Raw genomic sequence first — 19,343 nt, forward strand, 5'->3', positions numbered from 1 at the left:
TTTGCCGCAACCGTCCGGAAAAGCCGTCACCGCCGCGGGGGCCGCCGGCGGCAGCCCCGGGCCCGGCGCCCTCCCCGGGTCGGCAGCCCCGGGCCCGGCAACCCGGGCAGCGGCCCGCGGAACGTTGCCTCCGGCCGGCCGCCGCCACGCTCCTGCGGGCTTGGAAATGATTTCGCAACAAAAAGGTGGTTGTCTAGTGAGCATGTCTGACCTATTCCAGGATTACTCCGTGGCCGCCGAACGCTCGGGCGCCTACGACGAGATGTTCACCCCGGGGCAACAGGCCCGGAAGTCCTACGGGCAGGTTGCCGGGGCATTGAGTGAACTTTCGCTTGCTGATGTCACCGCCCGCGCCGATTCCATGGCCCGGACCTTCCTGGACCGCGGCGTCACCTTCGACTTCGCGGGGGAGGAGCGGCCCTTCCCGCTCGACATCGTGCCCCGGGTCATCCCGGCCGATGAGTGGACCGTGTTGGAAAAGGGCGTGGCCCAGCGCGTCCGGGCCCTCGAGGCGTTCCTCAACGACGTCTACGACAAGATGACCGTGGTGGCGGACGGGGTCATCCCGCGCCAGCTCGTCACGACCAGCGCCCATTTCCACCGCCAGGTGCACGGCTTCGAGCCGGCCGGCGGCGTCCGCGTCCACATCTCCGGAATCGACGTCGTCCGGGACGCCGCAGGGACTTTCCGGGTCCTGGAGGACAACGTCCGTGTCCCCTCCGGCGTCAGCTACGTCCTGGAGAACCGCCGTGCGATGGCCAAGGGCCTGCCAGAGGCCTTTGGCCAGCAGCTCATCCGGCCGGTCGAGGAATACCCCCGACGGCTGCTGTCCGCCCTGCGCAAGACAGCACCCACCGGCGTCGACGACCCCACCGTGGTGGTCCTGACCCCCGGGGTCTTCAACAGTGCCTACTTTGAGCACACCCTCCTCGCCGGACTGATGGGCGTGGAACTCGTCGAGGGCCGGGACCTCATCTGCCGCGGCAACCGCGTCTACATGCGCACCACGGCCGGCGAACAGCGCGTGGACGTGATCTACAAGCGCATCGACGACGAGTTCCTGGATCCGCTGCAGTTCCGGGCCGACTCCATGCTCGGCTGCCCCGGCCTGGTCAACGCGGCCCGGGCCGGCGGCGTCACCATCGCGAATGCCGTGGGCAACGGCGTCGCCGACGACAAGCTCGTCTACAGCTACGTGCCGGACCTGATCCGCTACTACCTCAATGAGGAACCCGTGATCGCCAACGTGGACACCTTCCGGCTGGAGGAAAAAGAGGCCCGGGAAGAGGTCCTGGACCGCCTCGCCGAACTCGTGGTCAAGCCCGTGGACGGCTCCGGCGGCAAGGGCCTGGTGATCGGCCCCGATGCCTCCAAGGACGAACTCGAAGCCCTGCGCAAGCGCGTCATCGCGGACCCCCGCGGCTGGATCGCACAGCCGGTCCTGCAGCTCTCCACCGTCCCCACGCTCAGCGGCGACAAGTTCGGCCCAAGGCACGTGGACCTGCGCCCCTTCGCCGTCAACGACGGCGACGACGTCTGGGTCCTGCCCGGAGGCCTGACCCGGGTGGCGCTCAAGGAAGGCTCACTGATTGTGAACTCCAGCCAGGGCGGCGGCTCGAAGGACACCTGGGTCCTTGCGGACTCCCCGGAAGTCCCGGTGGAAACCGTTCCGCGGCCCGCCATCACCGTCCGCGAACGGGTCTCGGTCTGGCCCGTGGAAAGCAACTGGCGCGACAGCCAGAAGGAGCAGCAGCAATGACCCCCGGCACGACGTTCTTCACTTTTCCGCTGACCTGCTCTTCTCAGATTTCCCTTGCGCTGGAGGTAACCGCGAATGCTTAGCCGTATCGCCGAGTCACTGTTTTGGATCGGCCGCTATGTGGAGCGGGCCGACGGCACCGCCCGGATCCTCGACGTCCACCTGGAGCGGCTCAACCACCTGCCGATGGAGGAACAGCGCAGCGTGGCGCAGGAGCTGCTCGCCGTCATGGGCGCCCGGGCGCAGAGCGAGGACTTCGGTCTGCCCGAACTCCTGAATGCGCTGGCCTATGACAAGCACAGTGCCACCTCCATTGCCGGTTCCCTCGGCGCAGCCCGGGAGAACGCCCGCCGCGCCCGTGAAACGGTGTCCTCCGGACTCTGGGAAAGCCTGAACACCACCTACTACGGACTGAACCAGCACCGCAAGGACGTTGTGGGCACCTACCGTTTCTGCAACTGGGTGCTGGAACGCACCGCGATGGTCAGTGGCCTCGCGGACACCACGGTGAGCCATGACGAGAGCTGGCAGTTCCTGGTCCTGGGCCGCTCGCTGGAGCGCGCCGACATGACCGCGCGGATGCTCTCCACCCGTGATGTGCTCTCCGCCGGCATGTCCTGGGTGAACATGCTCCGCTGCGCGGGCGCCTACGAATCGTTCCTCCGGACCCGGCGCGCCGCTTTCGGCGACCAGCACGCGGCCGAGTTCCTGCTGCTGGACCGGTTGTTCCCCCGCTCCATCGTGTACGCGCTGCGTGACGCCGACGAGTGCCTGGCCATGCTGGACCCCTCGGCCCAGCGGGTCGGCTTCATCAACGACGCCCGCCGGATCGTGGGCCAGGCCCGCACCTTCCTCGAGTTCCACCGCACCGATGACCTGATGTCCGAACTTCCGGAGCACATGGAGCGCGTGCAGAAAGCCGTCTCGCAGGCCTCCGACGCCATTTCCCGTAAGTACTTCAACCAGGCGGACGAACTGGCCTGGGTGGGAGAAGTTTCATGACCCGGCTGAGCATCATTCACAAGACCGCGTACAAGTACAACAAACGCGTCACGCTCTCCTACAACGAGGCCCGTATGACCCCGCTGTCGGATCCCCAGCAGGTGGTGCTGGAATCCTCGCTGAAGGTCTCGCCGTCCCAGGCTGCCCTGAGCAGCTACCGCGACTACTGGGGCACCCGCGTCACCGCCTTCGACATGCAGATGCCGCACGAGCATCTTGAGGTCCTGTCCACCACCACCGTCGAGGTGCACCGGGCGGAACGGATCCCGGCGGAGGCGGACATCGTCGGCTGGGAGGTCCTCGACGCCCCGGAAATCCTCAACCGGTTCAGCGACTGGATTCCGCAGTCGCAGCTCACCGGGCCGGGCGCCGAGGTGCTGGGGATCATTCCCGGCGTCGTGGAGGGCCGTAACCCGTACGAGGCCGCCATGGCGGTCTTCGAATGGATGCGCGGGGAAATGACCTACATGAAGGGCTCCACGGGCGTCACTACCAGCGCCGAGGAAGCCTGGAACCAGCGCCAGGGCGTCTGCCAGGACCTGGCCCACCTCGCCATCGGCGCGCTGCGCAGCCGGGGCATTCCGGCCCGTTACGTGTCCGGTTACCTGCACCCGCGCTCGACGGCGGAGCTCGGTGAGACGGTCGCCGGGCAGTCACATGCCTGGCTGGAATGGTGGGACGGTGAATGGCGCAGCTGGGACCCTACCAACCACAAGCCGGCCGGCGACTTCCACGTCACCGTGGCCAGGGGCCGTGACTACCGCGATGTGCCCCCGCTTAAGGGCATCCTGTCCGGCGGCGGAGGCTCCGCCCTCAGCGTGAGCGTGGAGATCACCCGCCTGGCCTGACCCGCGGCGTCAGCCGCGCCGATGCGCTATCACCGGGAGCTGCTCTGAAGCCTCAGAACCGTCCTGTCCGATAGCGCATCGGTGCTGTCCGGGGCTTATTCAAGTCCGGAGCGGGTGGCATCGTCCAGGGGTGTCCACCAGGTCAGCGGCGGAACCACCTTGAACCGGCGCCCGGTAATGGTGTCCGGAGTGATCCTGACGAAGTGCTCCTTTTTGCCCGCCTGCCAGGGGAACAGCAGGAGCCCCACGGTGTCGAGGACCTCCTGCTGGTTCTTCACCGGTGCGGCCTGCCCCTTGATCACCACACTCCATGCGATGCCGGTGTCAGCGTCGACGCCGTCGGCCTCCACGGCCACGGCGGTGTCGCCCGTGGCCGCCTGGAGCTTGGTGCCGTCCGCTGTACGGAATACCAGCGAACCGTGGTCCACCTTGTAATTGATCGGGAAGATGTCGGGGTGGTCGTCCACCCATACCGCGAGCCTGCCCACGGTGACGCTGCGGAGCAGCCGCCAGCATTCGTGGTGGTCAAGGTTCTCAACTTCATGTGCCGGCTGGTTTTTTTTCAGGTGTGCGCCCGGGTTGGGATCAGTACTCATGGGGCCGAGCCTACGCCAAGCCGGCGACGGCGGGGTAGGGGACAAGGTCACAATCCAAGGCAATCTGAGCCGACGTCTAGGGTGTTTGTTGCCGCTTGGGGGTATTCTGGCATCACCATCGTCAGCGCCGACGATCGTTGTGTTCGTTGTATCGAATTGGGGCCAATAAGCATGCATTCAATGCGGGAACGTCCGGACCAGACCACCGATGATCCACAGCCTAAGATCGACAGTGTGCTCAAGGGATTCGTTTCCAGGGCAGAAGAACTGCTCCAGTCCCAGGAGCGAATGGCCGGGCTGCTGGAAGCAGTCGTCGCAGTGGCCGAAGATCTCAGCCTCGACGCGGTGCTGGAACGCGTTGTGCAGTCCGCCTGCCGCCTGCTCCATGCCCGCTATGGCGCCCTCGGCGTCATCGGTGACGACCGCTCACTCAGCCACTTCATCACTGTCGGCATTGACGAACAACTGGCTCACCGGATCGGGCCGCTGCCAACCGGCCACGGGGTCCTGGGCCTGCTGATTACCGAGCCGCGCCCCCTTCGGCTCCACGATCTGCGCCAGCATCCGGAATCCTTCGGCTTCCCGGCGAACCATCCACCGATGGAATCCTTCCTCGGCGTCCCCGTGCGCGTCCGGGACGTGGTCTTTGGCAACCTCTACCTGACCGAGAAGGAAGACGGCAGCGACTTCACCGCCGAGGACGAGGGACTGGCCGTTGCACTCGCCGCCGCCGCCGGGGTCGCCATTGAAAACGCCCGCCTCTACGACGACGCCCGGCGCCGGGCCCGCTGGCTGGAAGCCTGCATGGACGTCTCCGGGCTGATGCTCAGCAGCGACCGCGACTACACCGCCAGCGGACTGGACCCCATCGCCAACCGGGCACTGCAGGAGTCCGGCTCACAGCTGGCCCTGCTGGTGGCGCCCGCCGGGGACGGTCCCGGCCACATTGTCGCCGGCGTCGCGGGCAAGCGCAGTCCAGAGTTCACCGGCCGGTCGCTGACGCTGGATTCGCCGCTGCTGCAAGGTGTCCTCGACGGCGGGGAACCCGTGGTGCTCGACGACGCGTCCGCCCTGTTCGGGGAGGTCGGTGACGGGATCACCGGCCCGCTGCTGGCCGTGGCGCTGAGCACCCAGGGCGCCCACCACGGCCTGCTGCTGCTGGTCCGGGACCCGGGCGCTCTCCCGTACGCCCGCACGGACATCGAGATGGGGGCCGTCTTCGGTTCCCACGTGGCGCTTGCCCTGGAACTGGCCCGGGTCCACCGGCTCCGCGAGGAGCTGCTGGTTTTCACCGACCGCGACAGGATCGCCCGCGACCTGCACGACCTCGTGATCCAGCGGCTGTTCGCCGCCGGGCTGAGCGTTCAGAGCCTGACCCGCTTCACCAAGGATGAGCTGGCCACCGAACGGATCCGTAACATCACCGGCGAACTCGATGAGGCGATCCGCTCCCTGCGGGACACCATCTACTCACTCAAAAGCAGCAGCGGCGAAACGGAGCTGCTCAGCGGACGGATCCGGCGGGTGACCCGCAGCTCCGCGAAGTCCATGCCATTCACCCCGCGTTTGATCATCACGGGACCGGTGGACGCCGTCACTCCGGACAAGGCGGACAACGTCGTCGCCGTGGTCTCAGAGGGACTCAGCAACGCCATCAGGCATTCCGGGGCCGACGCCATCTCCGTGTCGGTGGGCGTCGTGAAGGGCAAGGTGACGGTGGTCATCACGGACAACGGCGCCGGCTTCGCCGAACCGGAAAAACGCAGGGGACTCGCCAACCTCGAGGACCGGGCCCGGATGCTGGACGGTGAGTGCACCATCACCAGCGCCCCGGACGCCGGGACAAGCCTGGAGTGGTCGGTGCCGCTGTAGCGGCAGGCAGCAGCGGCGCGGCCGGCTAGCGGACGCTGTGCGTCCGGTTGCCGTCGGAATGGCCACCGGGCGCCACCGGCGACGAGGGGCCGGCGATGAAGACAGCGGCCTGGGTTCGCCGTTCGAAACCCAGCTTGGCGAGCAGCGAGGAGACATAGTTCTTCACAGTCTTCTCCGCGAGGAACATTTCCGCGGCAATCTGGCGGTTGGTCAGACCGCCGCCCACCAGCTCCAGCACCCGGCGCTCCTGGGGCGTGAGGGAGGATGTCCGGGGATCGACTTCTTCGGCTTCCACCAGGCTGTTCACGATGCCGGCGGCGACGCCCTCCGCGAAGAGCGACTCACCCGTGGCCGCGCGGCGCAGCGCCCCGATCAGATCCGTACCGCCGATTTCCTTCAGGACGTATCCGCTCGCACCCGCCAGGACAGCGCCGCGCAGGGCCTGTTCATCGTCGAAACTGGTCAGGATGATGCAGTTCAGCGAGGGGTCCACCGAACGTACGTCGCGGCAGACTTCAATCCCGGTACCGTCCGGCAACCGGGCATCCAGGACACACACATCCGGATGAAGGGCCGGGATGCGGCGGGTCGCCTCGACGGCGGAACCCGAACTTCCCACCACCAGGAAGCCCTCGCCCTCGAGAAGCTCCTGAAGGCCGCGCCGGACAAGTTCGTGGTCATCCAGGATGAAAACACGGATGACGGCTGGCGTCCCCTCGGGTGCAGTGAGACCTGCGTCTGCCCAGGCAATCATGATTCTCCTGTCCGGCGGCTTGCGCTGCCCTGTGTGGTCCGGTGCTCCCCAGCCTGATCAACAGATCTTGCCAGCGGGTCCTGCGTGCTGGATCCATTGTTATCCATTGTCGCTGACGCAACTGGCTCCGTCGCCGTCGCGCCTGATTCCGTGGTCCCATGGTCCCGCCACTTGGCCCGTTCAGCAGCCGGTTCAGCAGCCGGTCGCGTTCCCGACGACTGTAATACTCCTCCTGTCCCGCAACCCCCGGCAAGGGTCCTTGGTCCTGCCGGAACGAAGCCGGTACACCGTCCCCGTGCCTTTTGGCCCTAGCCGCTCGGGGGTCCACAGCGGCACTGTAGGCTGGACGCGCCAGCCGTACGACGAAGGGATCTGCCATGACCGAAGCCAGGGACATCCGGACCATTGTGGTGGGGGTTGATGGTTCCGACGCGTCGGTGGAGGCGCTGCGCGAGGCCCAAAGCCTCGCCGTACCGCTCGCGGCGAAGCTGGTGGCGCTGGCCAGCTGGGACGTCCCTCCGGTCTACGACGGATATGTCGCCATGGGCATCGACGACTTCGACGTCCGCGCCGGCGAAATCCTGCAGGAGACGGTGGAGAAGGCGTTCGGCGCCGACACCCCGGCCAACGTCGAGTCCCGCCTCGTGCAGGGACACCCGCGGCACACCCTCATCGAAGCCAGCCGCGACGCCGACATGGTCGTGGTGGGACGCCGCGGACACGGAGGCTTCGGCGGAATGCTGATCGGGTCCGTGAGCTCGGCCCTCGTCGCCCACGCCCATTGCCCCGTCCTCGTCGTCCATGCACCGGCGGTCCAGGCGGCGAAGTAGGGGCACCCTGATCCCCGGGCGGACCGCCCGGGGAAGAACGCCTATTCGAACGATGCCCGTCGGGGATCGGAGAGCCGGGTGTTCCAGAGGTTCGGTCTGTTGACCTTGAACCCCCGCCCGGTCAGTGCCTTGGGGGAGAGCCGCACGTAGTAGTCCTTCTCACCCGGCTGCCACGGTTCGAGCAGCAGGGCGTCGACGGCGTCCTTCTCCTGCTGGTTCTCAATCAGCTCCGCCTCGCCGCGGGCAACAACACTCCAGGCCCGCTGCTCATGGGTGTCGTAGCCGTCGATTTCGAAGGCGATGGGTTTGGCCGTCATGGCGGCCCACAGTTTGGTCCCGCCGGAGGTGCGGAAGACAATCGAGCGGCGCTCCAGGGCGAAGTTCACCGGAAAAATTTCCGGATGCCCGTCCACGATCAGGGCGATCCGTCCCACGACCTCTGTGTCCAGCAGCACCCAGCACTGGTCAAGGGACAGTCCGAAATCGGGCGCAGGCGTCGTCTCTGTATTCATGTGGACCCACGTTACGTACTGTGCCGGTCCCTCATTAGGGCCATAAGGCCCGTAGCCCGCAACGGAACGCTCTGCTAGCGGCAGGGAACTACCAGGGGCTCGGCTTGTAGTCCTTCAGGAAGACGCCGAACTGGTCCTCGCCTGACTCGCCCATCACGATCGGGTCGTAGACCCGGGCGGCTCCGTCAACGAGGTCCAGGGGAGCATGGAAGCCCTCCTCCATCAGGCGCACCTTCGTGTAGTGCGGGCGCTCATCGGTGATCCAGCCGGTGTCAACAGCGGTCATCAGGATGCCGTCGGCGTCGAGCATCTCCTGGGCGCTGGTCCTGGTCATCATATTCAGCGCCGCTTTGGCCATATTGGTGTGCGGGTGGCCGGGGCCCTTGTAGGCGCGGGAGAACTGGCCTTCCATGGCGCTGACGTTGACGATGTACTTGCGCCGCGCGGTGGAGCGTTTCATCGCCGCGCGGAGCCGGCTGACCAACAGGAAAGGCGCGGTGACGTTGCACAACTGCACTTCGAGCATTTCGAGGGGATCCACCTCGTCCACCACCTGGGTCCAGCTGTTGATGCTGGCCACGTCCGGAACCAGGCCGCCGGCGTCGATCGCGGTGCCGGACGCGATGCGCTCCAGCGAAGCGGAGCCCGTGGACAGCGCCAGCGAGGTGATCGCGTCTCCGGCCAGCACCGGATGCTCCAGGACGGTGCTGGCCAGGGCCAGCGGGTGCTTGTCGTGGGCGTGGCCGAAGGTCACGAGTTCCGGCCCGCCGTTGGCGGCCAGAAGGGCAGCGGGGAGGGGCTCGTCCTCGGCGTCGACCAGCGGCTTGTACGCGTTGCCGGAGCGGCGCACGGTCTGGGCGGCGTTGTTGATGATGATGTCGAGCGGCCCCGCGGCGTCCAGCGAATCGGTGAGTGCCATCACCTGGGACGGATCGCGCAGGTCGATGCCGACGATCCGCAGCCGGTGCAGCCATTCGCCGCTGTCCTCCATGGCGGCGAACCGCCGCGCGGCGTCCTTGGGGAAGCGGGTGGTGATGGTGGTGTGGGCACCGTCGCGGAGCAGCCGCAGCGCGATGTACATGCCGATCTTGGCCCGGCCGCCGGTGAGGAGGGCGCGGCGTCCATTCAGGTCCGTCCTCGCATCCCGTTTGCTGTGGCTGAAGGCGGCACATTCAGGGCACAGCTGGTGGTAGAACGCGTCCACCTGGGTGTAGTGCTGCTTGCAGATATAGCAGGGCCTGGACTTGATCAGGTGCCCGGCGATGCTCCCGGTCGTGGAGGGGGCGAGCTTGTTGCCGCGGGTTTCGTCGTCGATCCGGTCCGGGGCCGCCGTCGCGGTCTGGGCGAGTACGGCGCGGTCTGCGTCGGCGATCAGGTCCCGTTTGCTGACCCGGCGGTGGCGCTTGACGGCTTTGAACATCTTGCCGGTGGCGCGGCGGACCAGGACGTAGTCCGGGTGTTCCTCGTCGTAGACGTGGATGCTGTTCAGGACCTTCAGGCAGGCCTGGATTTCCTCGGGGGTCAGATCGGACGGCAGATCGGGGGAGCTCATTGCCCCAATTTTACAGCCTGCAGGGAGTCCGGCCCGCCGCCGGTGCCGGACTCCCGCTGCGGCGGAAGATGCTCAGGGGGCGTTGGCCGGCCGGTGGGCCGTGACGCCCACGGCGGCGGCCTGGACTTCCGCCACCTTGTCCACGGATTCCCGGAGGGCGGGCCAGTTCTCCGTGGCGGCCTTGACCGCGTCCGGCACCAGGATCAGGTTGGCCGCTGACAGGGCGCGCTCAGAGTCGCCCGGTTCGGGGACGAGCTGGCCCTTGGACAGGACGGTGATGCCCGAGTCGGTGACCTTGAAGCCGCGGGCCCGGTCCAGTTCGGGGTCGAGGCCGATTGCGGCGCCCGCCGGGACCTTGACGTTCTTGTCGATGATGGCGCGCTTGACGACGGCGCCCGGACCGATGTTGACCTTGTCCATCAGCACGGAGTCGAGCACCCGGCTGGAGGTGCCGACGTAGACGTCGTTGGAGAGCACGGAGCCTTCCACGATGCCGCCGGAGATGACGGTGCCGCTGGCAACGATCGAATCCAGTGCCGTACCAACCGTGTTCTTCTCGCCGCGGACGAACTTGGCCGGCGGGGAGATGCTCTGCCGCGTGTAGATCGGCCATTCCGAGTTGTAGAGGTTGAACACCGGCACGGGCGAGATGAGGTCCATGTGGGCATCGTAGAACGAGTCAATGGTGCCCACGTCGCGCCAGTAGGTGCGGTCGCGTTCGGTGGAGCCGGGGATCTGGTTCAGGGTGAAGTCGTAGACACCGGCCTCGCCCTTGTCGACGAAGTAGGGAATGATGTCCCCGCCCATGTCGTGCTTGGTGTCCAGCCGTTCGGCGTCGACGTGCAGGGCCTCGACCAGCGCATCGGCGTCGAAGACGTAGTTGCCCATGGAGGCGAGGAACTGCGTGGGGTCGGCGGCCAGTCCCGGCGTGGAGGACGGCTTCTCAACGAAGGCCGCGATCTTTTCCGGGTTGTCCTGGTCCACTTCGATGACACCGAACTGGTCGGCCATGTGCAGCGGCTGGCGGACGGCCGCAACAGTCGCCTTGGCGCCGCTGGCGACGTGCTGGTCAACCATCTGGGCGAAGTCCATCCGGTAGACGTGGTCTGCGCCCACGACGACGACGATGTCCGGGTTGGCGTCATGGATGAGGTTCAGCGACTGGTAAATGGCGTTGGCGCTGCCGAGGAACCAGCTCTTGCCCACGCGCTGCTGCGCGGGGACCGAGGCGATGTAGTTGCCCAGCTGGGTGGACATCCGCCAGGTTTCGGAAATATGGCGGTCAAGGCTGTGGGACTTGTACTGCGTCAGGACAACGATCTGCAGATAGCGGGAATTGACCAGGTTGGACAACGCAAAGTCAATGAGCCGGTAACTTCCAGCGAACGGCACACCGGGTTTAGCCCGGTCCGCCGTCAGCGGCATGAGCCGGTTTCCCTCGCCGCCTGCGAGGACAATGGCCAAAACTTTCTTAGTCGGCATGGTGATCGCTCCTGAACGCCTTTGTACTTCCCCAAAACAGTCCGGCACGCCCGAACGTCTTCACACTAGATCAGTTCCACCGTAACGACTACCTTGGGGTTTGTGCGTATAGACATTGTGACCAAAGAATTCCCGCCCGAAATCTATGGCGGCGCCGGGGTCCACGTGGCCGAGCTCAGCAGGGTGCTGGCCCAACACGTGGATCTGCAGGTGCGCGCCTTCGGCGCGCCCCGTGAGCCGGAGTATCACGGTGCGACGGTGACGTCCTACGCCGTGCCCGAGGACCTTGGCGGGGCGAACGCCGCGCTGCAGACCCTGGGGGTTGATCTGCGGATCGTCCCGGACATCGCCGGCGCGGACCTGGTGCATTCACACACCTGGTACGCCAACATGGCGGGGCACATCGCCTCGCTCCTGCACGGGATTCCCCACGTGCTCAGCGCCCACAGCCTGGAGCCGCTGCGCCCGTGGAAGGCCGAGCAGCTCGGCGGCGGCTATGCCCTGTCCTCCTGGGTGGAAAAAACAGCGTACGAAGCGGCGGCCGCGATCATCGCCGTCTCGGAGGGAATGCGCCAGGACATCCTCCGCAGCTACCCCGACGTGGACCCGGCCAAGGTCAAGGTGGTGCATAACGGCATCGACGTGAGCCTTTGGAACCGGGACGAGGGCGAGGACGTCGTCCGTGCCCTCGGGATTGACCCGGAGCTTCCGAGTGTGGTCTTCGTGGGCCGCAACACGCGCCAGAAGGGCGTTCCCTACCTGCTGCGGGCCGCCGCCAAGCTGCCCGCCGATGTGCAGCTGGTGCTGTGCCTCGGTGCCGCCGACACCCCCGAGCTGGCGGCTGAAACTGCCCGCCTGATCGAGCAGCTGCAGACCCAGCGCAGTGGTGTGATCGTGGTGGAGCGGATGCTGCCGCGCAACGAACTGATCCAGGTCCTCAGCCACGCGACGGCGTTTGCGTGCCCGTCGATCTACGAGCCGCTCGGCATCGTGAATCTGGAGGCCATGGCCTGCGGCGCCGCCGTCGTGGCCAGCGCCACCGGCGGGATCCCGGAGGTTGTCCAGCATGGTGAGACCGGTCTGCTGGTGGACATCGAGCAGGTCACGGACGGGACCGGCACCCCGCTGGATCCGGAGAAGTTCGTCACCGAATTCGCCGCCGCCCTGACCGAGGTCGTTTCCGATCCTGCCCGGGCCCGTGCCATGGGCCAGGCCGGCCGCCGCCGGGCCGAGGAGCACTTCTCCTGGGAATCCATCACGGAGACCACCCTCGAGGTGTACCGCTCGGTGCTCCCCAAGGGTTCCTGACCCGCCGCACTGAAGACCCTCCGCACTGAAGAGCAGACGACGACGCCGCCGCCCCGGCCAGGGGCGGCGCCGTCGTTGTGTACGCCGTCGTCGAATTACAGCCGGGTCAGGCGCCGGATGCCCTGGTCCCGTGGCTCTTGCGGGCCAGCAGGATTTTCTCGTCCACCGGGGCATCGCCGCTGGCACGCTGGGTGCGGAAATACCCGCGGGCCTCGTCCTGGCGGAGTTTCTCGGCGCCGGTGGCGATCTCGGCGCGCAGGTGTTCCGGGCCGAAGCCGAAAGCGTCGACCAGGTCCAGGGCGTGCGGGCGGATCTTCACGAGCAGGCGGTTGATGTAGCCGCCCACGGTCCGGGCGCGCTGCATGGAGAGCCGGCCGTTCATCAGGTACCAGGACAGGTTGTCCTCGATCAGTGACAGCCCGAAGAGGTCGCGCAGCCAGGTCAGGACCTTCCTGGTGCCCGGGTCCGTGACCTTGCCCAGCGCGTCGGTGAAGGCCTCCCACTGCAGCAGCTCGGCGTGCGCCTGGGCGGCTTCGATCAGTTCGTTCTGGTGGCTGTTGAACAGGGCGGCCCCCTGCTGCTGCGGCAGCTTGTTGGCGCCCTTGAGGGCCGAGCCGACTTCGGCGACCATGGTCTGCACCCGGTCGGTCAGCAGCGCGCGCTGGCTCGCCTCGTCCTTGATCGCGATGGCCGCCTTCTGCACCGACCCGGAATCGGCCATGAACTGGGCGACACCGCGCAGCCCGGTGCGGTGGATGGCGGCGCCGGCGGCCTGGCCGACCACGTAGCGGGCCAGCACCCCGAAGTCCACGTTCCGGAATTCCTTGGCGTAGTCGGCCAGCAGCCGCTTGGCGACCAGCTGCAGCAGGACCGTGTTGTCCCCCTCGAAGGTGGCGTACACGTCGAGGTCGGCCCGCAGCGAGGCGAAGCGGTTCTCGATCAGGAAGCCGGCGCCGCCGCAGGCCTCGCGGCATTCCTGCAGGGTGTCGAGGGCATGCCAGGTGCTGAGCGGCTTGAGCGCCGCCGCGAGGGTTTCCAGGTCCTGGCGGTCCTCGTCCGTGTCAGCGCGGCCGGAGAAGACGTCGTCGAACTTCTGCAGCAGCTGTTCGCTGGCGAAACCCGCGGCGTACGTTGTGGCGAGGCGGGTGAACAGGCGGCGCTGGTGCCGCTGGTAGTCGAGCAGCACTTCCTCGTCGGTCTGGGAGGAGGCGTTGAACTGGCGGCGTTCCGTGGCGTACTGGATCGCCGTCTTCAAGGCGAGCTTGGACGCGGTGACGGCGGCGCCGTCGAGCGAGACGCGGCCCTGGACCAGGGTGCCGAGCATGGTGAAAAAGCGGCGCCCCGGGCTGGCGATGGGGGAGCTGTAGCTGCCGTCGGCGTCGACGTTGCCGTAGCGGTTCAGCAGGTTGGTGCGGGGGATCCGGACGTGCGTGAAGTGCAGCCGGCCGTTGTCGATGCCGTTCAGGCCGCCCTTGACACCGTCGTCCTCGCCGCCTATGCCCGGGAGGAATTCCTTGGTGCCGGGATCGCGGAGGTCCAGGTAGAAGGCATGGACGCCGTGGTTCACGCCCCGCGTCACCAGCTGCGCGAAGACGACGGCGGCGAGTCCGTCCACGGCGGCGTTCCCGATGTAGTCCTTCCACGCGGCCCGGAACGGGGTGTGCAGCACGAATTCTTCGGTGGCGGGGTCGTAGGTGGCGGTGGTGGCGATGCTGGCGACGTCCGAGCCGTGTCCGGTCTCCGTCATGGCAAAGCAGCCGGGAATGTCCAGGTTCATGATGCCGGGCAGCCACTTTTGGTGGTGCTCCCCGGTGCCGAGGTGGTTCACGGCGGAACCGAACAGGCCCCACTGGACGCCGGCCTTGATCTGCAGGGAAGGGTCGGCGATGACAAGCTCCTGGAAGCCGGCCACGTTGCCGCCGTGCTCGTCGTTGCCTCCGACGGACGCCGGGAAGGCGCGGTGCACGGCTCCGTTCTCCACCAGGACCTTGAGCTGGCCGAAGGCGCGCCGGCGGTGTTCGGTGTGGGTCAGGCCCTCGGTCTTGTGCAGCTCCGGCTGGCCCGCCAGTGCCCGTGCGGTACGGCGGGTGTCGGCCCACTTTCCAAGGAGCAGCTCGCCCAGGGCGGCGACGTCGACCACGGGGACCGCCGCTTTGGCTGACGCTGACGGGGCAGTGGTGTTCCTGGTGGCGCCCGCGTGGCGGTCGGCTAGTTCTGTCATGTCGTTTCCTTCTTTGGTTCTGACAAGGTCGGTGGTGCGGCCGGCGCGGGCGCCGTGCGGAGTTCGGGGGCAATGCCGACGCAGAGCCAGTCGGTAATCTGGCGCGCCATCGCCTCCTGGTCGGGCTTGGAAGTTGACGCGGGGCTGGCGAGCCATTGTTCGCCGGCGTTCCGGACCAGGCCGATCGCCGCGTTCGGCCAGTAACCGATCACAGCCTCGCGCCCGGCGGAGTCCCCGAGGTGGTTGCGCATGGGCCCGTCGATCATGTCGCTGATCGCCGCAAAAAAATGTCCCAGGGCACCCGCGGTGGCCATGGTTCCGTTCGTGGCTTCCGCTTCCCCGGGGGTGTACCGCGTGACGAAGGTGTACACGTTGGGGCTGGTTTCAGCCATCTGCAGGTAGGCGGAGACCATAGCGAACAACCCCTCCCGCGGCGTCTGGGCACTCTGCGCGGCTTCCTGGATGCGCCGCTGCATCTGGCTCAGCACCACTTCGCCCACGGCCTGCTGCAGCCCGGCCTTGTCGCCGAAATACCGGTAGAACACGGATTTCGAGGTGCCCGCCGCCGCAGCGATGTCCTCCATGGAAGCATCACTGCCGAGCGCATGCACGGCCCTGCGGGCGGATTTGATCAGCTCACGGCGCCGCTCCTCCCGGTGCGACTGCCAGCGCGAGGCGCGGCCGTCCACACCGCCGGCGCCGGCAGCAGGGGAGCCGGACGGGCTTCCACCGGGAAGATCAGTCTGGGGGATGTTCACGATACCCAGCGTATCAGGTACGCTGGGTATCAGTAACCGCTTTGATCAAAGGAGACAGCCCATGTCCGTCAACGGACAGTCCGCACCCGGACCAAAGGAATCCACCGGCCCGGTGCGAAACCCCGCAAAAAGCGCCGCAGCTCCGGCAGCAGCTCCAGCCGCAGCTCCGGCAGCAGCTCCGGCCGCAGGACCGGCCGCAGGACCGGCCGCAGGACCGGCTACAGCATCGGCCGCGCCGCAGCTCCGCAGGGCGGTCATCGTGGGCGGCAACCGCATTCCCTTTGCCCGGACCGGGGGCGCCTACACCAAGTCCTCCAACCAGGACATGCTGACCGCGGCCCTGGACGGGCTGATCGCCCGTTTCGGCCTGCAGGACGAGCGCATCGGCGAAGTGGGCGCCGGCGCCGTGCTCAAGCACTCCCGTGATTTCAACCTGACGCGTGAAGCCGTGCTCGGCTCCGCGCTGTCCGCGGAGACCCCGGCCTACGACCTGCAGCAGGCCTGCGCCACCGGGCTGGAGACGGTCCTCGGCCTTGCCAACAAGATCAAGCTCGGGCAGATTGAGTCGGCCATCGCCGGCGGCGTCGATTCCGCCTCGGACGCGCCCATCGCGGTCAGTGAGGGCCTGCGTGAAGTGCTGCTGGACCTGAACCGCGCCAGGACGCTGCCGCAGCGGCTTCAGGTCCTCAGCCGCCTCCGGCCCCGGGACCTCACCCCGGATGCTCCCAACACCGGGGAACCGCGTACCGGCCTGTCCATGGGAGAGCATCAGGCGCTCACCACGGCCCAGTGGAAGATCACCCGTGAGGCGCAGGATGAGCTGGCCTTCAACAGCCACCGCAACCTTGCCGCAGCCTACGACGCCGGCTTCTTCGATGACCTGCTCACCCCGTACCGCGGGCTCACCCGGGACTCCAACCTGCGCGCAGACACCAGCCTTGAGAAGCTGGCCACACTTAAGCCCGTTTTCGGCAAGAACCTGGGCTCGGCGGCGACCATGACGGCCGGCAACTCCACCCCGCTGACCGACGGCGCCTCAACGGTGCTGCTCGCCTCCGAGGAGTGGGCCGATGCCCACGACCTGCCCAAGCTGGCCACTGTCGTTGACGGGGAGGCGGCGGCCGTGGACTTCGTCCACGGCAAGGATGGGCTCCTCATGGCACCGGCGTTCGCGGTGCCGCGGCTGCTCGCCCGCAACGGGCTCAGCCTGGATGACATCGATTTCTTCGAAATCCATGAAGCATTCGCCGGCACCGTGCTGAGCACCCTGGCCGCGTGGGAGGACGAGGAATTCGGCCGCACCCGGCTGGGCCTGGACGGAGCCTTCGGCAGCATCGACCGGTCAAAGCTGAACGTGAACGGGTCCTCCCTCGCCGCCGGCCACCCCTTCGCGGCCACCGGCGGGCGGATCGTCGCCTCGCTCGCGAAAATGCTGCACGCCAGGGGCCACGTCGACGGCCGCCCGGCCCGCGGCCTGATCTCCATCTGCGCCGCCGGCGGCCAGGGCGTCGTCGCGATTCTTGAAGCACACTAGGGGAACCCGATGACCGACAAGTACACGCAGATGGTGAGCAAGGGCTTCGGCCGGGACATCGCCAAAAAACTCGGGCTGCCGCAACCGGTGGTGCTGCGGCGCCACCAGCCGGGCCAGCCGCTAATCACCGGGCCCGTCCTGGTCCAGGGCACCGGCAGCGGCGCGGATGAGCTGGCCTCGATCCTCCTGTCCTGGGACCTCGATGTGCGCCGTCATGCGGTGCCCAAGGAAAAACTCGGCGCCATCATCCTCGTGCTGGACGAACTGGTGCATCCGCAGGACCTGGCCAAGCCGGTGCTCACGGCCGCCGCTTCCCTCCGGGATCTGGCCCCCAATTCCCGCGTCATCACGGTCTCCCGCACGGCCGCTGACGCCGCGGACCCGGCGGCCGCGGCCGCCCGGCAGGGCGTGGACGGCCTGCTCCGGTCACTGGCCAAGGAACTCCGCGCGGGCGCCACCGCCAACGGCATCCTGCTCGCCGGCGGCGCCCTGACAACGAGCACCAGCACCCTCGGCGCGCTCCGGTTCTTCCTCTCCGGCCGCTCGGCCTTCGTCGACGGGCAGTTCCTCACCGTCAGTTCCGCCGAGGGGCAGCTGCCGGCCGACGCCGAGAAGCCGCTGGCGGGCAAAGTCGCCGTCGTGACCGGTGCGGCTCGCGGAATCGGCGCAGCGATAGCCCGCACCCTGTACCGCGACGGCGCCACGCTCGTCCTGGTTGACATCCCGGCGGCCGGGGACCACCTGGCGGCGGTGGCCAACGAAGTGCACGGCACGGCGCTGCAGCTGGACATCAGCCGTGCGGACGCCGGGCTGCGGATCATCGACCACGCCGTGGAACGCCACGGGCGCCTGGACATCGTGATCCACAATGCCGGCATCACCCGGGACAAGCTGCTGGCCAACATGGACGAAGGGCGATGGAACTCGGTGATCGCGGTCAACATCGCCGCGCAGCTGCGGATCAACGAGGCCCTGCTGGCGTCCGGGCACTTCCGAAGCAGCCCGCGGATCGTGTCCGTCGCCTCCACCAGCGGCATCGCCGGCAACCGCGGCCAGACCAACTATGCCGCCTCCAAGGGCGGCGTGATGGGCATGGTCCAGGCCACGGCACCGCTGATCGGCAGGCACGGCGGATCCATCAACGCCGTCGCCCCGGGCTTTATCGAGACCGAGATGACCGCGAAGATCCCGTTCGCCACCCGGGAGGTCGCGCGCAGGCTGAACTCCCTGCAGCAGGGCGGCCAGCCCGGCGACGTCGCCGAGGCGATCGCGTTCCTGGCCAGTGACGCGGCCGGCGGCATCTCCGGCGAGGTGCTCCGGGTCTGCGGGCAGAACCTGGTGGGAGCATGACCCCTCCGCAGGCCGTCATCCTGGGCGAGATGCCGTCGCTGTCGAAGCTTTACCTCAACGCGGCGGCCACCGCCGCCCGACGCAGGGTTTTTTTGGGGGCCCATGCCTGCACCGGTCTCCCGGAGACCCGGCACGAGGTCCGCGACGTGAAGGCGTCGGTGGAGAACCTCACGGCGTACCAGCACCTGATCGGCGAGACCGCGAGCGATGTCCTGCCGGCCGGTTTTATCCATGCGCTGGCGTTCCCCCTGGCCATGAGCGTGATGAACCGGGACGATTTCCCGCTGCCGCTGCTTGGCATGATCCACCTGGAGAACCGGGTGGTGCAGTCCGAACCCATCCGCTTCACCGAGGCCCTGGACCTCCGGGCCTGGACGGAGAACCTGCGCGGGCACCGGTCCGGGAGCCGGCTGGACCTCGTCACTGAAGTGCGCGGTGCGGGGGAGCAGGACGTGCGCTGGCGCGGTGTCTCCAGCTATCTGGCCAAGGGCGTGTTCCTGCCGGGAATCGACAAGCCCACAGCCGCTCCGGTTCCGGCGGGTTTTTCCGCGCCGGACCCAACCGCGCTGTGGCAGCTGGGCGTGGACACGGGGCGCGCCTACGCCGCCGTGTCCGGCGACTTCAACCCGATCCACCTGAGCGTCCTCTCGGCCAAGGCCCTGGGCCTGCGACGGTCGATAGCGCACGGCATGTATCTGGCATCGAGGGCCCTGGCGGACGTGGGTGCCGCCAAGGGCGATGCTTTCAGCTGGGACGTGGCCTTCGAGGCGCCGGTGTTCCTGCCGGCCCGCGTGGCCCTGGACATCAGTACGGTCAAGGACGCTGACGGGGCGTGGCAGCGCTCGGACTATGTCGCCTGGAACTCGCGTTCAGGGCGCAAGCACTTCAGCGGATCGGTGGCCGCACTCCAGTAGTGCCCGCAGCAAGAGGCGACGGCGGTGTCCGCCCCGGAGAGGGGCGGACAC

16 protein-coding genes are annotated in these 19,343 nt (G+C 67.7%); 9 read left to right on the plus strand and 7 right to left on the minus strand.

Features of this window, described 5'->3' with window-relative positions; translation table 11 throughout:
- Positions 1 to 202 precede the first annotated feature (202 nt).
- The 3 genes from ASPU41_RS15740 (at position 203) to ASPU41_RS15750 (ending at position 3,609) form a co-directional block, all read left to right on the plus strand.
- Positions 203 to 1,759 (plus strand): circularly permuted type 2 ATP-grasp protein, encoded by a 1,557-nt coding sequence (locus tag ASPU41_RS15740; RefSeq protein WP_069952753.1) that lies wholly within the window; start codon positions 203 to 205, stop codon positions 1,757 to 1,759.
- A 75-nt stretch (positions 1,760 to 1,834) separates the two neighbouring features.
- On the plus strand, positions 1,835 to 2,761 hold the full coding sequence (locus tag ASPU41_RS15745) for an alpha-E domain-containing protein (RefSeq protein ID WP_069951698.1): 927 nt from the start codon (positions 1,835 to 1,837) through the stop codon (positions 2,759 to 2,761).
- On the plus strand, positions 2,758 to 3,609 hold the full coding sequence (locus ASPU41_RS15750) for a transglutaminase family protein (protein WP_069951699.1): 852 nt from the start codon (positions 2,758 to 2,760) through the stop codon (positions 3,607 to 3,609). Before ASPU41_RS15745 ends, ASPU41_RS15750 begins: the two co-directional genes overlap by 4 nt.
- 95 nt (positions 3,610 to 3,704) lie before the next feature.
- Here ASPU41_RS15750 and ASPU41_RS15755 read toward each other — a convergent pair whose 3' ends face one another.
- A complete protein-coding gene (locus tag ASPU41_RS15755) occupies positions 3,705 to 4,205 on the minus strand; it encodes a pyridoxamine 5'-phosphate oxidase family protein (protein ID WP_069951700.1) in 501 nt (166 codons plus the stop codon).
- Between the two features lie 180 nt (positions 4,206 to 4,385).
- On the opposite strand from ASPU41_RS15755, the gene ASPU41_RS15760 reads away from it, so the two are divergent.
- Complete coding sequence (locus ASPU41_RS15760) at positions 4,386 to 6,077, plus strand: GAF domain-containing sensor histidine kinase (RefSeq protein ID WP_069951701.1); 1,692 nt, start codon at positions 4,386 to 4,388, stop codon at positions 6,075 to 6,077.
- A gap of 25 nt (positions 6,078 to 6,102) precedes the next feature.
- Here the strand turns inward: ASPU41_RS15760 and ASPU41_RS15765 are convergent, their stop codons facing one another.
- Positions 6,103 to 6,831: a response regulator gene (locus ASPU41_RS15765; RefSeq protein ID WP_069951702.1), complete on the minus strand. Its 729-nt coding sequence runs from the start codon at positions 6,829 to 6,831 to the stop codon at positions 6,103 to 6,105.
- Between the two features lie 377 nt (positions 6,832 to 7,208).
- Between ASPU41_RS15765 and ASPU41_RS15770 the strand changes: the two genes are divergently transcribed.
- On the plus strand, positions 7,209 to 7,661 hold the full coding sequence (locus tag ASPU41_RS15770) for a universal stress protein (RefSeq protein WP_069951703.1): 453 nt from the start codon (positions 7,209 to 7,211) through the stop codon (positions 7,659 to 7,661).
- A 41-nt stretch (positions 7,662 to 7,702) separates the two neighbouring features.
- Here the strand turns inward: ASPU41_RS15770 and ASPU41_RS15775 are convergent, their stop codons facing one another.
- From ASPU41_RS15775 to glgC, 3 genes are all read right to left on the minus strand, one after another.
- Positions 7,703 to 8,173 carry a pyridoxamine 5'-phosphate oxidase family protein gene (locus ASPU41_RS15775; RefSeq protein WP_069951704.1) on the minus strand — a complete coding sequence of 157 codons (471 nt, stop codon included), beginning with the start codon at positions 8,171 to 8,173 and terminating at the stop codon, positions 7,703 to 7,705.
- A gap of 88 nt (positions 8,174 to 8,261) precedes the next feature.
- Positions 8,262 to 9,725, minus strand: coding sequence for an SDR family NAD(P)-dependent oxidoreductase (locus ASPU41_RS15780; protein ID WP_069951705.1), 1,464 nt, complete (start codon positions 9,723 to 9,725; stop codon positions 8,262 to 8,264).
- Positions 9,726 to 9,797: 72 nt separating this feature from the next.
- Positions 9,798 to 11,213: a glucose-1-phosphate adenylyltransferase gene (gene glgC / locus ASPU41_RS15785; RefSeq protein ID WP_197515858.1), complete on the minus strand. Its 1,416-nt coding sequence runs from the start codon at positions 11,211 to 11,213 to the stop codon at positions 9,798 to 9,800.
- 96 nt (positions 11,214 to 11,309) lie between these two features.
- Here glgC and glgA point away from each other — a divergent pair, with 96 nt between their 5' ends.
- On the plus strand, positions 11,310 to 12,515 hold the full coding sequence (gene glgA, locus ASPU41_RS15790) for a glycogen synthase (protein ID WP_069951707.1): 1,206 nt from the start codon (positions 11,310 to 11,312) through the stop codon (positions 12,513 to 12,515).
- 106 nt (positions 12,516 to 12,621) lie between these two features.
- Here the strand turns inward: glgA and ASPU41_RS15795 are convergent, their stop codons facing one another.
- Together ASPU41_RS15795 and ASPU41_RS15800 are read right to left on the minus strand one after the other, a co-directional pair.
- A complete protein-coding gene (locus ASPU41_RS15795) occupies positions 12,622 to 14,736 on the minus strand; it encodes an acyl-CoA dehydrogenase family protein (RefSeq protein ID WP_069951708.1) in 2,115 nt (704 codons plus the stop codon).
- A complete protein-coding gene (locus ASPU41_RS15800) occupies positions 14,733 to 15,494 on the minus strand; it encodes a TetR/AcrR family transcriptional regulator (RefSeq protein ID WP_442856202.1) in 762 nt (253 codons plus the stop codon). The genes ASPU41_RS15795 and ASPU41_RS15800 overlap by 4 nt, the downstream gene beginning before the upstream one ends.
- A gap of 61 nt (positions 15,495 to 15,555) precedes the next feature.
- Between ASPU41_RS15800 and ASPU41_RS15805 the strand changes: the two genes are divergently transcribed.
- Genes ASPU41_RS15805 through ASPU41_RS15815 form a run of 3 tightly spaced genes read left to right on the plus strand, consistent with a single transcriptional unit; the run spans position 15,556 to position 19,292 of the window.
- Positions 15,556 to 17,028, plus strand: a complete 1,473-nt coding sequence (locus tag ASPU41_RS15805) for an acetyl-CoA C-acetyltransferase (protein ID WP_083266557.1) — start codon at positions 15,556 to 15,558, stop codon at positions 17,026 to 17,028.
- 9 nt (positions 17,029 to 17,037) lie between these two features.
- Positions 17,038 to 18,378: a 3-oxoacyl-ACP reductase gene (locus tag ASPU41_RS15810; RefSeq protein WP_069951709.1), complete on the plus strand. Its 1,341-nt coding sequence runs from the start codon at positions 17,038 to 17,040 to the stop codon at positions 18,376 to 18,378.
- Positions 18,375 to 19,292, plus strand: coding sequence for a MaoC family dehydratase (locus ASPU41_RS15815; protein WP_069951710.1), 918 nt, complete (start codon positions 18,375 to 18,377; stop codon positions 19,290 to 19,292). The genes ASPU41_RS15810 and ASPU41_RS15815 overlap by 4 nt, the downstream gene beginning before the upstream one ends.
- The last annotated feature ends 51 nt before the right edge of the window (positions 19,293 to 19,343 follow it).

It is taken from the genome of Arthrobacter sp. U41 (assembly GCF_001750145.1).
Classification (GTDB): Bacteria; Actinomycetota; Actinomycetes; order Actinomycetales; family Micrococcaceae; genus Arthrobacter.